The organism is Modicisalibacter tunisiensis (genome assembly GCF_020148005.1).
GTDB classification, from domain to species: Bacteria; Pseudomonadota; Gammaproteobacteria; order Pseudomonadales; family Halomonadaceae; genus Modicisalibacter; species Modicisalibacter tunisiensis.
Window position 1 is genome coordinate 231,836 of record NZ_JAGXFD010000001.1, and the last position, 13,994, is coordinate 245,829.

11 protein-coding genes are annotated in these 13,994 nt (G+C 68.3%); 6 read left to right on the forward strand and 5 right to left on the reverse strand.

Annotated features, from left to right (window positions below):
- Positions 1-28 precede the first annotated feature (28 nt).
- Together KGQ91_RS01070 and KGQ91_RS01075 are read left to right on the forward strand one after the other, a co-directional pair.
- Positions 29-1,768, forward strand: coding sequence for an FAD-dependent oxidoreductase (locus KGQ91_RS01070; RefSeq protein WP_224420040.1), 1,740 nt, complete (start codon positions 29-31; stop codon positions 1,766-1,768).
- On the forward strand, positions 1,765-2,577 hold the full coding sequence (locus KGQ91_RS01075; RefSeq protein ID WP_224420041.1) for a sugar phosphate isomerase/epimerase family protein: 813 nt from the start codon (positions 1,765-1,767) through the stop codon (positions 2,575-2,577). The genes KGQ91_RS01070 and KGQ91_RS01075 overlap by 4 nt, the downstream gene beginning before the upstream one ends.
- Before the next feature lie 83 nt (positions 2,578-2,660).
- Here KGQ91_RS01075 and aroQ read toward each other — a convergent pair whose 3' ends face one another.
- The 3 genes from aroQ to KGQ91_RS01090 are packed head-to-tail and all read right to left on the reverse strand — an operon-like array spanning position 2,661 to position 5,856.
- A complete protein-coding gene (gene aroQ / locus KGQ91_RS01080) occupies positions 2,661-3,092 on the reverse strand; it encodes a type II 3-dehydroquinate dehydratase (protein ID WP_224420042.1) in 432 nt (143 codons plus the stop codon).
- On the reverse strand, positions 3,089-3,955 hold the full coding sequence (locus KGQ91_RS01085; protein WP_224420043.1) for a shikimate dehydrogenase family protein: 867 nt from the start codon (positions 3,953-3,955) through the stop codon (positions 3,089-3,091). Before KGQ91_RS01085 ends, aroQ begins: the two co-directional genes overlap by 4 nt.
- Positions 3,956-4,008: 53 nt before the next feature.
- On the reverse strand, positions 4,009-5,856 hold the full coding sequence (locus tag KGQ91_RS01090) for a bifunctional sugar phosphate isomerase/epimerase/4-hydroxyphenylpyruvate dioxygenase family protein (protein ID WP_224420044.1): 1,848 nt from the start codon (positions 5,854-5,856) through the stop codon (positions 4,009-4,011).
- Positions 5,857-6,239: 383 nt separating this feature from the next.
- Here KGQ91_RS01090 and KGQ91_RS01095 point away from each other — a divergent pair, with 383 nt between their 5' ends.
- The 4 genes from KGQ91_RS01095 (at position 6,240) to KGQ91_RS01110 (ending at position 10,031) form a co-directional block, all read left to right on the forward strand.
- On the forward strand, positions 6,240-7,241 hold the full coding sequence (locus tag KGQ91_RS01095) for a tripartite tricarboxylate transporter substrate binding protein (protein ID WP_224420045.1): 1,002 nt from the start codon (positions 6,240-6,242) through the stop codon (positions 7,239-7,241).
- A 71-nt stretch (positions 7,242-7,312) separates the two neighbouring features.
- The gene (locus KGQ91_RS01100) at positions 7,313-7,783 is read left to right on the forward strand and encodes a tripartite tricarboxylate transporter TctB family protein (RefSeq protein ID WP_224420046.1); all 471 of its coding nucleotides are present in this window, start codon (positions 7,313-7,315) and stop codon (positions 7,781-7,783) included.
- 15 nt (positions 7,784-7,798) lie between these two features.
- A complete protein-coding gene (locus KGQ91_RS01105; RefSeq protein WP_224420047.1) occupies positions 7,799-9,298 on the forward strand; it encodes a tripartite tricarboxylate transporter permease in 1,500 nt (499 codons plus the stop codon).
- 55 nt (positions 9,299-9,353) lie between these two features.
- Positions 9,354-10,031, forward strand: coding sequence for an HAD family hydrolase (locus tag KGQ91_RS01110; protein ID WP_224420048.1), 678 nt, complete (start codon positions 9,354-9,356; stop codon positions 10,029-10,031).
- 7 nt (positions 10,032-10,038) lie between these two features.
- Here KGQ91_RS01110 and KGQ91_RS01115 read toward each other — a convergent pair whose 3' ends face one another.
- Together KGQ91_RS01115 and glnE are read right to left on the reverse strand one after the other, a co-directional pair.
- On the reverse strand, positions 10,039-10,752 hold the full coding sequence (locus tag KGQ91_RS01115; protein WP_224420049.1) for a hypothetical protein: 714 nt from the start codon (positions 10,750-10,752) through the stop codon (positions 10,039-10,041).
- A gap of 137 nt (positions 10,753-10,889) precedes the next feature.
- Entirely contained in the window at positions 10,890-13,922 is a 3,033-nt protein-coding gene (gene glnE / locus KGQ91_RS01120) for a bifunctional [glutamate--ammonia ligase]-adenylyl-L-tyrosine phosphorylase/[glutamate--ammonia-ligase] adenylyltransferase (RefSeq protein WP_224420050.1), read from the reverse strand.
- Between the last annotated feature and the right edge of the window lie 72 nt (positions 13,923-13,994).

The window sequence follows — 13,994 nt, forward strand, 5'->3', positions numbered from 1 at the left end:
ACGGTGTCAGCCCCCGGAGAGCCGAGTCATGACGACACACGAACGACACTGTGACCTGGTGGTGGTGGGATCCGGTGCCGCCGGCCTCTCGGCGGCGGTGACTGCGGCGCATCACGGCCTCGAGGTGATCGTGGTGGAAAAGGATGACGTGCTGGGCGGCGCCACCGCCTGGTCCGGTGGCTGGATGTGGGTGCCGCGCAACCGCTTCGCCCGCCAGGCGGGCATCGACGAGGACCTCGAGACGATCCGCACCTACCTGCGCCACGAGCTCGGCGAACGCTACGATGCGGCAAGGATCGACGCCTTCCTCGACGCCGCGCCCCGGATGGTCGACTTCTACCAGGCCCACACCGCGCTGCAGTTCCACGACGGCAACGCCATCCCCGACATCCACGGCGACACCCCCGGCGCCGGCACAGGCGGGCGCTCGGTGATCGCCGCGCCCTTCGACGCCCGCGAACTGGGCCAAAGCCTTCACAAGGTGCGCCGGACCATGCCCGAGACCGCCTTCCTGGGCATGCCGATCCAGGCCGGTCCCGACCTGATGGCGTTCCTCACCGTGACCCGCTCGCTGCGCTCGGCCGCGCACGTGGCGCGTCGATTCACGCGCCACCTTTACCATCTCGCCCGCTACCAGCGCGCCATGCACTGGGTCAACGGCGTGGCCCTAGTGGGGCGGCTGCTCAAGTCCGCTGACGCCCTGGGCGTGGAGACCTGGACCGCCTCGCCCGCCAAACGCCTGCTGATCGACGATCGAGTCGCTGGCGTGACGGTGGCGACCCGCGACGGCGAGGTGGCCCTGCACGCCCGGCGCGGCGTGGTGCTCGCCGCCGGCGGCTTCCCCCACGACATCGAGCGGCGCCGGCGCCACTTCCCGCGCACCCCGACCGGCCGCGAGCACCTGGCGCTGCCGCCCGAATCGGCGAGCGGCGACGGCACTGCCCTGGGCGAATCCGCCGGCGGCCGGGTGAGTTCCAACCTGGCCTCGCCCGCCGCCTGGTGCCCGGTCTCGGCGGTGCCCTACCCGAACGGCCGCATCGGCCACTTCCCGCACATCATCGACCGCGGCAAGCCGGGCATCATCGGCGTGCTGGCCGACGGCCGGCGCTTCGTCAACGAGGCCCACGGCTACTACGACTACGTGGCGGCGCTGCTCGAGGCGGTGCCGGAGGGAGAGGCGGTCGCGTCCTGGCTGATCTGCGATCACCGCTTCCTGCGCCGCTACGGGATGGGCATGGTGCGACCGGCGCCGGTGCCGTTTCGGCACTGGATCCGCCGCGGCTACCTCCGGCGCGGCCGCAGCCTCGAACAACTGGCCACGCAATGCGGCATCGACCCGGCGGGGCTGGCCCGGACCGTCGCGGCCTACAACCGCCACGCCCGCCACGGCGAGGACCCCGAGTTCGGTCGCGGCTCGACGCCCTACAACCGCAAGCAGGGCGACCCGGCGCAGGCGCCCAATCCCTGCGTCGCGCCGATCGAGCGCGGGCCGTTCTACGCCATCAAGGTGGTGCCGGGCAGCTTCGGCACCTTCGCCGGACTCGAGACCGACGCGCACGCCCGAGTGCTCGATGCCGACGACCGGCCGATCCCCGGGCTCTACGCCGCCGGCACCGACATGGCCAGCATCATGGGTGGCTTCTACCCGGCGGGCGGCGTCAACCTGGGACCGGCGATGACCTTCGGGTATATCGCCGCCCGGCACGCCGCCGACCTCGGCGATGCATCGCAACCGAGCGAAGCCACTGCACAGCGAGACACGCCATGACCGAACGCCTCTTCTCCCTCGCCGCCTTGACCGTGCTCGAGCTTTCGCCGCCCGAGATGGTCGAGGTCGCGGCTCGCGCCGGCTATGACCGGGTCGGCCTGCGGCTGATCCCCGCCACGCCCGAGGAGCATCACTTCCCGCTGGTCACCGATGCAAGCCTGCGCCGCCGAACCCGGGCAAAGCTGCGCGACACCGGCGTCTCGGTGCTCGATGTCGAGATCCTGCGCCTCAAGCCCGACACCGACGTCAGGCGCCACTTCACCCGCGTGCTCGAGGCCGGCGCCGAACTGGGTGCCAGCGAGGTGCTGATCGCCGGCAACGACGACGACGAAGCGCGGCTCACCGACCACTTCGCCGCGCTCTGCGACCTGGCGGCCGGCTTCGGCCTCCACCCGCACCTCGAGTTCATGCCCTGGACCGGCGTCCGCGACCTGAGCCAGGCCCGGCGCATCGTCGCCGCCGCCGACCGGCCCAACGCGGGCCTGCTGATCGACGCCTTCCATTTCGACCGCTCGGGAAGCCGCCTCGACGAACTCGCCGACGTGCCCCGTCACTGGATGCGTTACATCCAGCTCTGCGACGTCGCCGGCCCGAGACCCGACGACATGCAGGCGATCATCCACGAGGCGCGTCAGGCACGCTGCTTCCCCGGTGAAGGCGACATCGACCTGACCGGCCTGCTCGCGGTGTTGCCCGACGACGTGCCGCTGAGCTTGGAGATCCCCACCCAGGCGCTGTGCGACCGGGGCGTGAGTGCGCTCGAGCGGGCGCGACTGGCACTCGAGGCGAGTCGCCGCCTGCTCGGCTGACCCGCACGGCTCGCGGCATTCACGCAAAAAAACCGCCATGGCAAATCGCCATGGCGGAAAACGCGCAATAAGCGCTGAAGGGGTCAGTCCAGGGTATCGAGCGCCAGCAGATAGCCGCGGCTGCCCAGCCCGGCGATCACGCCGTCGGCACGGTGCGAGACATAGGAGTGATGACGGAACGTCTCGCGCTTGTGGATGTTCGACAGATGTACCTCGATGACCCGACCCTCGTAGGCGTTGAGGGCATCGAGTATCGCCACCGAAGTATGGCTGTAAGCGGCCGGGTTGATGACGATCAGGTCGGTACCGTCGGTCCGCGCGGCCTGGATGGCATCGATCAACTCGCCCTCGTGATTGCTCTGCCGGCAGGCAATCTCCCAGCCATTGACCGCGGCCTTTTCATACAGCCGGTTGTTGATGTCGTCGAGCGTCTCGTGGCCGTAGATCTCCGGCTGGCGGGTGCCCAGCAGATTGAGGTTGGGGCCGTGCAACACCAGGATCTTGTGTGCGCTCATGCGTTCGTCTCCTGCAGCAGGGTCTGTCGGTAGTGGTCGAACAGGGTCGCGGCCTGGGCATCGGCCAGCGCCCGCTTGTCGGCATCCTCGCAGAAGAACTTGAAGGCATCCACGCCCTGGAAGACGAACAGGCTGACGCCGCTGATCACCTGCGCGCCCGCCGCCCGGGCGGCGGCGATGAACTCGGTGACCGCGGGCACGTAGACGGCGTCGAAGATCCACTGATCGGCCCGGATCAGCGATGCGGGCAGCGGGCAGCCCGGGCTCTTCTCGTGGCCGATCGGCGTGCAGTTGACCAGTCCATCGCAGCGCGCGGCGGTCGCCTCCAGCGTCTCGGGCGCGACCGCCGAGGCCGGGAAGCCGGCATTGCCGAGCTCGCGGGCGAGGCGTTCGGCCTTCTCGGTGTCGAGATCCATCAGCAGCACTTCCTCGGCACCCAGCTTGCCCAGGCCGAAGGCGACCGCCTTGCCCACCCCGCCGGTGCCGATCAGCAGCACGCGCCCGGGGCGGCGATCGCCGACGGTGGCGCGATAGCCGCTGATGAAACCGGTGAAGTCGGTGTTCTCGGCCTGGATCTCGCCGTCATGGAAGATCAGGGTGTTGGCGGCGCCAACCAGACGCGCGCCCTCGCCGATGTGGGTCGCCAGGCTCACCGCCTCCTCCTTGTAGGGGAAGGTCACGTTGACGCCGCGATAGCCGGCCGCCACGACCTCGCGGACCTGGCTCTCCAGTGAGTCGATCGGCGTCACCAGCGTGTCGAAGAGATCGTAGCTGGCGGGAATGCCGGTCAACTCGCCCAGCCGCACGTGCAGGTCAGGCGAGCTGGAATTCATGATGCCCTTGCCGATCAGCCCAAGGCGCATGGCTCACTCCTTCAAAGTCAGGTCAACTCGGCGCCCCCTGGGCGCCGATGGAATCAACGGTGCTGGCCGGCCTGGGCCGCCAGGCGGATCGGCGCATTGACAGCACCGAACTGGGAATAGCTGCCACGCCGCTCGACCACCTCGAAGAAGAAGCGGCCCATGAAGGTCTCGGTATAGGCGTGGAAGAAGTCGCCGTCGTCGTTGCGGTCGAAGAGGATGTTGCGGCTTTGCATCGCCTCGAGCAGGTCGTCGTCGAGGTCAAAGCGTGCCGCCAGGTCGTCGTAGTAGTTGGCGGGGATACGCAGCATCGGCAGCCCCCGCGTGCGCATCGCGTCGATGGTCGCGAAGATGTCGCGGGTGGCGAAGGCGATCTGCTGCACGCCCCCCTGATGTTCGGAGAGGAAGCGACCCGGCAGGGTCTCGCGGGCCGAGGACACGGTCAGCGGAATGCGGATCGAGCTGTCGGGGCTGGTCACGGTCTGGCTGACCACCATGCCGTGCGGGTCGGCGATCTCGTGCTCGGTCCCGGCATCGAAGCCGAACACCGTGCGATGGAACAGCAGCCAGCTCAGCAGCTGCGTCGGCGGCAGTACGTAGGAGATGTGGTCGATGTTGACCAGCCCGGCACCGTCGTCCTGGCCATCCTCGAAGAGGTGGAAGTCGGTCTTCCACTGCATCTCGCGCGCCTGGGCGTCGTCGACCAGGTAGACCAGGCTGCCCTCGATGCCGCGCAGCGCCGGGATCTCCATCTCGCCCTCGCCGACCGGGCCCTGAAACAGCTGCGCCTTGTAGTGCTGTGCCCGGGTCACCGCGGCGTCCAGGTCGCTGACCCGGAAGCCCACGGCACACACCGAGGTGCCGTGCAGCAGCCGGAAGGTATGCGCGAAGCTGTCGGTCTCGAAGTTGAGCACCAGATGAATGTCGCCCTGGTGCCAGAGCTCGACGTTCTTCGAGCGGTGGCGGCCGATATGGCGAAAGCCCAGCGCCGAGAGGAACTCGCCGAGCGGCGCGGCGCTTTCCTCGTCGAGGGTGAACTCGATGAAGTGCACCCCGTCGTAGCCGACCGCGGGCGGCGATGCCTCGGACCAGGGCGCCCCCTGGGCGAGCTCCTCGATCCAGACCAGCGAGCGCAGCCCGTCGACCGCGGTGGCCTCGGTGGGCGCCGCGCGGAAGGCGTCGTTGAATATCTCCAGAGACAGCGGACCGCTGTAGCCGGTGCGTGCCAACGCCTGCATGAAGGACGCCAGCGGCAACCGTCCCTGGCCGGGGAAGCAGCGGAAGTGGCGACTCCACTGCAGCACGTCCATGTCGAGCAACGGCGCGTCGGCGATCTGCACGAAGGCAATCTTCTCGGCGGGGATGTCGGCCATGGTTTTCAGCTCGTGGCCTCGCGCGAGAATATGGAAGCTGTCGAGTACCACCCCGAGGGCCGGATGATCGGCGCGTTGCACGACGTCCCAGGCGACCCGGTAGTCGCTGATATGTCGTCCCCAGGCGAGCGCCTCGAAGCCGATGCGCAGCCCACGACGCGCAGCGCGCTCGGCCAGCTCGCGCAGGTCCTCGGCGGCGCGATCGAGATCGTCGTGGGATTGCGGCGAGACGTTGCTGCACACCAGCAGGAAGTCGGTGCCCAGTTCCTCCATCAGGTCGAACTTGCGCTCGGCACGCTCGAAGTTGCGCCGACGCTGGGGCTCGGGCATCGCCTCGAAGTCACGGAACGGCTGGAAGGCGACGATCGCCAGGCCCAGCGACTCGCAGAGGCCGCGCACGTCGCTCGGCGAGCCGTCGAAGGTCAGCAGATCATTCTCGAAGATCTCCACGCCGTCATACCCGGCCCGGGCGACCGCTTCCAGCTTGCTACGAAGATCACCACTCAGGCATACGGTGGCAATGGCGCGCATGACAACCTCCTGATTGTCGGGCAAGGTACCGTCGTCGCTTTCAGCGCTTCCTTGCAGGATAGCGGTCGCTGGACGACACGACGTTCGCATAGCGTTCATTGGTTCGCATTATGGACTTTTCGCGCACAAGCTTGTCAAGCACGCCCACCCCGCAACCCCAGGCAAACCGGGGCCTCTAGCGCCTGCAGCCCAGTTCCGGCACGGTGTTCCAGATTTGCTTCGACATTGGTCGTAGCCGGGCGTTCGGCGATTGACAGCGCTGCACGCCGGCCCTAGCTTTGTTCGCAGATAGGACGGTAATTCGCCTATCGAACACAAAATTATCAGCCATGCTGACGGCGTCAGCCGCCGCTACAACAACCAATCGCTTGGAGGACAACGCCATGATCAAGCAGATTCTGGCAACCCTGGCCGTCTCGGCCGGGGCTCTGGCAGCCGCCTCGCCGGCCCTAGCCGACTACCCGGAGCGCAACGTCCAGGGCATCATCCAGTGGGGCGCCGGCGGCGCCACCGATACCGTCGCGCGCAGCCTGACGCCGCACGTCGAGGACGCGCTGGGCACCAGCATCATCCTCAACAACCGCCCCGGCGGCACCGGCGTGATCGGCATGAACGCCGTCATGCAGCAGCCTGCCAACGGCTATACCGTGCTCTACGGCGCCGAGAACCCGCAGCTCTACCCGATCATGGGCCTGGCCGACTTCGACTACAGCGACATGACCCCGGTCAACGTGATCGGCCAGGGGCTGGTGGTGATCGCCGCGCCGGCCGACAGCCAGTTCGACAGCTTCAAGGACCTGCTCGACTACGCCCACCAGCACCCGGGCGAGCTGCGCATGGGCGGCACCGGCGCCGGCGGCCTGCCGAGCACCGTGCTGGCGATGGTCAACTCGGTCGACAGCCTCGACGTGCGCAACGTAACCTTCGGCGGCGACGGCCCCGGCATCACCGCGTTGCTGGGCGACCACATCGACTTCATGCCGCTGAGCCTGGCCGCCGCTCAGGACCAGATCGCCGCCGGCCGCCTCAAGGGCCTGGCGGTGTTCACCAAGGAGAAGATCAAGGAACTGCCCGACACGCCGCCGATCACCCAGGCGCTGCCCAAGATCGAATCCTACCTGCCGTGGGGGCCGTTCTGGGCCGTGGCGGTTCGCAAGGACACCCCGGACGACATCGTCGCCACCCTCAGCGACGCCTATCAGAAAGGCGTGGCCAATGAGGACTTCCAGACGTTCCTCTCCGAGAACGGCGGCAAGTCGCTCAACCTCCAGGGCGAAGAGGCCGAGAAATTCCTCAAGCACTGGCAGTCGGTAACCGCCTGGGCCCTGCAGAAGGCCGGTGGCGCCAAGGTATCCCCGGAGGAAGTCGGCATTCCCAAGCCGTGATTCCGACCTGATCCGACCCGACGACGCGATGGCGGGGTCACGACGCCGCCATCGCTCGCATGGAGACTCCCATGTCCAATCATCCACCCCTCAAGGCCGGCGAACGCGCCTTCAATGCCCTGCTGCTGCTGCTCAGCGTGGGCGTGCTCTACGAGGCCTATCAGATCGCCGGTTTCGATCTGCCCAACTCGGCCGGGGCCTTTCCCATCCTGCTTGGCGTGATCATGATCGGCTCGATGATCGCCATCCTCTGGGGCCAGCGTCATCATCCCAAGCCGGACACCCGCGGCGTCCTCGACGAAGCTCGCCAGTTCATCCACGAACACTTTCCGCTGACCATCGTCGTCTTCTCGGCCATGGCCATCGCCTATCTGCTGCTGCTGCGCCCGCTGGGCTTCATCATCGCCACGGCGCTGTTCCTGTTCGTCTCGCAGGTCTACCTGCGCCGCGGTCGTTTCCTGGCGGCCCTGATCATCACCGCGGTGGCGACCGGCGTCATCTACGCCCTGTTCAAACTGCTGTTTCAGGTCTATCTCCCCTGACCGAGGTATTTCCCCATGGGTGACACCCTTTCCTACTTCCTGATGGCGTGGCTCGACCCGTCGCTGCTGATGCTGACGGCCATCGGTACCCTGGCGGGCATCTACGTCGGCGCGATTCCCGGCCTGTCGGTCACCATGGCCACGTCGATCCTGATCTCCTTCACCTTCTCCTGGGACGTCAACGACGCCCTGGCCCTGATCGTGGGCATCTACACCGGCGGGGTCTACGGCGGCTCGCGCACCGCGATCATGCTCAACATCCCCGGCGCGCCCTCGTCGGTGGCGACCTCCTTCGACGGCTATCCGCTGGCCCAGCAGGGCGAGGCTGGCCGCGCCATCGGCCTGAGCACCGTGATGTCGGTGATCGGCGGCCTGCTGGGCACCCTGGTCCTGGCCAGCGTCGCGCCCTTTCTCGCCGACATGGCGCTGGAGTTCGCGCCGCGCGACTACTTCCTGATCGCCGCCCTGGGCCTGCTGCTGGTCGGCAGCCTGGCCGCCGAGTCGCTATCCCGCGGCATCTTCGCCGCCGCCATGGGGGCGGTCATCGGCCTGGTGGGGCTCGACCCGGTCACCGCCGACCCGCGCTTCACCCTGGGCAGCATGCAGCTGATGGGCGGCATTCACTACGTGGTGGTAATGATCGGCATGTTCGGCGTCGCCGAGGCCTTCTTCCAGCTGCATCAGCTCAACGCGAAGCCGGTGCGCCAGAAGGTCGACAAGATCATTCCCTCGCTCAGGCTGGTGCTCAAGTACCTGCCGCTGTCGATTCGCACCTCACTGATCGGGGTGATCGTCGGCGCCCTGCCGGGCACCGGCGGCGACATCGCCTCACTGTTCGCCTACGACCACGCCAAGCGCTCGGTCAAGAACCCCAGCAAACCGTTCGGCCAGGGCGCCTACGAAGGCCTGGTGGCCCCCGAGACCGCCAACAACGCCGCGGTGGGCGGGGCCTACGTGCCAATGCTGACACTGGGCATGCCGGGCGACGCGGTGACCGCGATCATCATCGGCGCGCTGATCATCCACGGTCTCAACCCGGGCCCGATGCTGATGATCCAGACGCCGCACATCTTCTGGTTCACCGTCGGCAACCTGGTGCTGGCCAACATCTTTCTGCTGATCTTCGGGCTGACCGGCATCAAGATCTTCGCCAAGGTGGTGGAACTGCCCAAGGCGATCCTGATCCCGCTGATCCTGGTGCTCTGTGTGGTCGGCAGCTACTCGCTCAACAGCAGCATGACCCAAGTCTACTGGATGCTCGGCTTCGGCCTGCTCGGCTACTTCATGAAGATCTTCCGCTTCCAGATGGGCCCGGTGATCCTCGGCGTGATCCTCGGCCCGCTGATGGACCAGACCTATCGCCAGGCGATGTCCTCGGTGGGCGACGACAGCGGCGCATTCCTCCTGTCGCTGGTCACCAATCCGCTGTCGCTGGTGCTGACCATCGCCGTGGTCCTGCTGCTACTGAGCAACACCCCGCTCAAGCGCGTCTTCCGGCGCCGCGGTCAGGCATAATGGTCGAGGCCCGGGTTCGCCCGGGCCTGTTCACGGATCCGCTCGCGAGTTGTTCATGCCCGATACCCTCGAGTCCCGCTTCGACGCCCTGGTCTTCGACTGCGACGGCGTGATTCTCGACTCGGCGCGACTCAAGCGCAGTACCTTCGCCGATTTCTACCATGATCAGCCGCCTGCCCTTTACCAGGCGGTGCTCGCCTACCTGGCCCGTGGCGGCGGCCAGCCCCGTGACGTCAAGTTCCACCACATCGAGGCGCACATACTCGGCCGTCCGGTCGACGACAAGCGCATCCGCGAACTCTCAACGGCCTTTGCCGAACGCATCGAAGCCCAGGTGGCCGAAACGCCCGCGCTGCCGGGCGCGGTCGCGTTCCTCGAACGCTGGCGGGGCCGGCTGCCGCTCTACCTGCTTTCCGCCACGCCGCAGGCGGAACTGCGGCGAATCATCGTCGCCCGCGGTCTCGATGCCCTGTTCGATGACGTCCTGGGGGCGCCCCCCGACAAGGTCAGCGGCCTGCGCAACCTGCTCGATTACCGAAATCACGAGCCGGCACGTACGGTGATGATCGGCGACTCCTACAACGACTATCGGGCGGCGCGCTCCAATGGCACCCATTTCGTGGGTATCCTCTCGGATGGCGCCGAGCACTCGCCGTTTCCGGCGCATGCGGTAATCCAGCCCAATCTGGTCGACCTCGAAGCCAGTCTGGCCCGGCTGCTCGAGACACCATGAGCCACGCTCACTTCTCGGCCTGCTGGAACGACGACGACACGCTGAAGTTGGTCGAGTTGAGCTGCTGCACCTCGCGGCGCAGCTGGCGACGCTCGCGCCGCGAGGCCAGGCGCCGGGTATCCCAGGAGGTGGGGGTCAGCGAGCAGTAGCGGTCGTTGTCCTGCAGCCGGAAGGAACGCACGGCGCCGATCGGCATGTCCTCGGGCCCGTAGATGCCGATCAGCCGGATCGTCAGGCTCTTGAACTCGAGGTCGCCGCAGGGCCTGTGGCCCTCCATCTCGATTCCCTCGTCGCGCGCCATGCGGCGAATCAGGCCGTCGAAGGTACCGATGTGCAGGAAGTCCCCCGAGCCCAGCGGGCCCTGGCGCGTGTTCTCCGCCAGCGGCCGGTCATGCGCGGACGGCCGTTCGCCGTCCTTCTCGACCGACTCGCCTTCGCTGTACTGCATCTCGAAGTCGGTGACATCCATCACGACGGTGCCCCGGTTCGTCTCCAGCTCGGCGATGATGTACTCGATGAAGATCGACTCGGCGCTCATGTTGCTGATGATGCACAGCGCATTGATGTCCTTCTGCTTGCCGCGGTTGATGATCAGCCGCGGGCGGCGCTGGCGACGGAACCCCCAGTAGAGCAGCTGCGCGTAGACCAGCCAGATGCACAGCGTGCCCAGGTTGGTGAAGACGGTCAGCACGGCCTTGTGTTGCGCGATCCACTCGAACATGGCTTCTCCCTTTGCCCGGTAACCTGAAAAACGCGCCTCCCGCGCGTTCGTGGCGAAGTCGCGAGACTAACGGCTCCTGCCCGCGACGACACTAGCCTGCATCAAGCCTAGCCAATGCGCCGAAGAACCGGTCGCCCTCAGTCATCGCCGCCGGGCTCCAGCCAGGCCCGCCACAGGGCCTTCACCGCTTCCCGATGGACGTGGAAGGGCGCCTCGTCGACGGTGCCGCTCGCCTTGGCCAGCGCCCGCCGGTGGCTGGTGTCCCGGTAGGCCAGGTAGGCATCGTGCAGCTGGCGGGCCTGGTCGCCGCTCAGGTGGCGCGTCGCCTCGAGCGTCTCGATCAGGCGCATGTTGTCGCTCCACTCGAGCAGCGCCGGCTCGGCATGGCTCAACGCCAGCACGGCGTACTGGCAGAGGAACTCGATGTCGACCATGCCGCCGGCATCCTGCTTGATATCGAAGCGCCCCGCCTCGCGGTCGTCGGCACGGCTGCCCAGGTGCTCGCGCATCTTGTGGCGCATGGCGACCACCTCGTCGCGCAGCCTCCCCGGATCGCGTTCCCGTCCCAGCACCTCGCCGCGAACCGCCGTGAAGCGCTCGGCCAACCCCTCGCTGCCGGCGACCACCCGCGCGCGGACCAGCGCCTGATGCTCCCAGGTCCAGGCCTCGTGGCGCTGGTATTCGGCGAAGGCGTCGAGGCTGGTGACCAGCAGCCCGGCGTTGCCCGAGGGGCGCAGGCGCATGTCGACCTCGTAGAGGGCGCCGGCCGGCGTGACGGCGGTGAGCAGATGGATGATGCGCTGCCCCAGCCGGGTGTAGAAGACGCTGTTGTCGATCGGCCGCGGCCCGTCGGTGGTGCCCTGCAGGGCGCCGTCGTGCAGGAACACCAGGTCGAGATCCGAGCCGTAGCCCAGCTCGATGCCGCCCAGCTTGCCGTAGCCGACGATCAGGAAGGCCGGCGCCTCGGCCGCGGCCCGCGAGCCGTCGTGGCGCTGCGGACAGCCGTGCTTGCGGACCAGGTGACGCCAGGCCATGCCCAGCACGCGCTCCAGCACCACCTCGGCGATGAAGGTCAGGTAGTCGCTGACCTTCATCAGCGTGCGTGCCCCGGCGATGTCGGAGGCCGCCACGTGCAGCACCTGGGCGTGCTTGAAGACGCGCAGCGCCTCGAGCCGGGCCTCCTCGTCGTCCTCGGGTAGGCGCGTCAGGGCCTGGCGCAGCTCGTCGGCCAGCCGCGCCTTGTCGGCCGGCGAGTAGAGTGTCGCGGGGGTGAGCAGTTCATCGAGCAGCACCGGATGGCGGGCCAGCTGCTCGGCGATCCACGGGCTGGCCCCGCACAGGTGCATCAGGTGCTCCAGCGCATCGGGGTTCTCGCGCAGCAGGGCCAGATAGGCGGTACGCCGCAGCACCGCCTCGATCAGCGGCAGCACCCGCTCCAGGGCGACCGTCGGCGCCTCGCTGTCGGCCGCGGCATCGAGCAGCAGCGGCATCAGGGCATCGAGGCGCTCGAAGCCGATCCGCTGCATGCCCTGCACGGCCCGGGACTGGCGTAGCGCCGCGACCCGGCGCAGGGCGCCCGCCACATCGTCGAAGCCGGCCTCGGCAAGCTGTTCGCGGGCTTCGTCGTCGTCCAGCTCGCCACGCCACAGGGCCCGCCATTCGCTAAGCGGCACACGCCGCGACGCCGCCTCCCTGCCCTCTGGGGTCTCGGCCGGAGCGTCCTCCTCGTCGGCCTCGGGCTCGGCGATCACCGCATCGAAGTGGCGGCGGATCCGCTCCCGGGTCTCGCCGAGATGCGCCATCAGCGCCGGCCAGTCCTCGAAGCACCAGCCGTCGTGGCTCATCCCCAGCGCCACCCGCTCCTGATCGATGGCCGCCGAGGGCAGGGTCTGGGTCTGGCGGTCGTCGAGCGCCTGCAGGACATGCTCCAGGTCGCGCAGGAAGACGTAGTCCGGCTCGAGCTCGTCGACCACCGCCTGGGGCAGCAGCTCCAGCTCGGGCAGGTGCGCCAGCGCCTGGCGCAGCGAGGTGACCTGCAGTTCGGTGTCGCGCCCGCCGCGGATCAGCTGGAAGGCCTGGACCACGAACTCCACCTCGCGGATGCCGCCGGGGCCGAGCTTGATGTTCTCGTCCATCCCGCGGCGGCGCACCTCGCGGTTGATCAGCGCCTTCATCTCGCGCAGCGACTCGATGGCCCCGAAGTCCAGGTACTTGCGATAGACGAACGGCCGCAGGCTCTCCAGCAGCTCGCGTCCGGCATCGAGATCGCCGGCCACCGGGCGCGCCTTGAGCATGGCGTAGCGCTCCCACTCGCGGCCCTGGTCCTGATAGTAGCTGGCGAGCATGGCGAAGCTGCCCACCAGCGGCCCGCCGTCGCCCAGCGGACGCAGGCGCATGTCGACACGGAAGACGAAGCCGTCGGCGGTGGGCGCATCCAGCGCGGCGATGAGCTTCTGCCCCAGCCGGGTGAAGTACTCCTGGTGGTCGTATTCGCGCCTGCCGCCCTGGGTGGTGCCCTTCTCGGGAAAGGCGAAGATCAGGTCGATGTCGGAGGACAGGTTGAGCTCGCCGGCCCCCAGCTTGCCCATGCCCAGCACCACCAGGCGCTGCGGGGTGCCGTCGGCACAGGGCGCGGGCAGCCCCCAGCGCGGCGCCAGGTGCTGCTCCAGCCAGCCGAGGGCCCCCTCCAGGCAGCACTCGGCCAGCCGCGAGACGCTCGCCGCGGTATCCCACATGGTGTGGCCCGCGGGGCGCGCCAGATCCCGCCAGACGATGCCCAGCAGGCGGGCGTTGCGGAACCGGCGCAGTGCGGCGTGCAGCTGCTCCTCGCTGTCGACCCCGTCCAGTGCATCCGCCAGCCAGCCGTCGAGTGTCGCCCGGTCGGGCGCGGCATCGAGCTCGGCATCGGCATCCAGCTGCAGCAGCCAGGCCGAATGCCGAACCAGCACATCGGCGGCGAAGTCGGACACGGCCAGCACCCGCGCCAGCTGGGCGCGGCGCGACTCGGACAGCGCCGCCCAAGCCTCGCCGGGCGGATCCATTTCCTCCCGGCCGGCCCGCTCGTCGGCCTGCACGAGAGCATCCCGGCAGCGCGTCTCGATGTGTTGCAGGCGCTCCTGCAGCGACGAGGGAAGGTCCATCAGGGGCAGAAAGGCGTCGGGCAGCGCCATGGCAGGGCTCCGTGCGGTCGGTGAAGATACCCCCAGCATAACCAAGCGCCCGGCGACACTGAACCGCCGCAC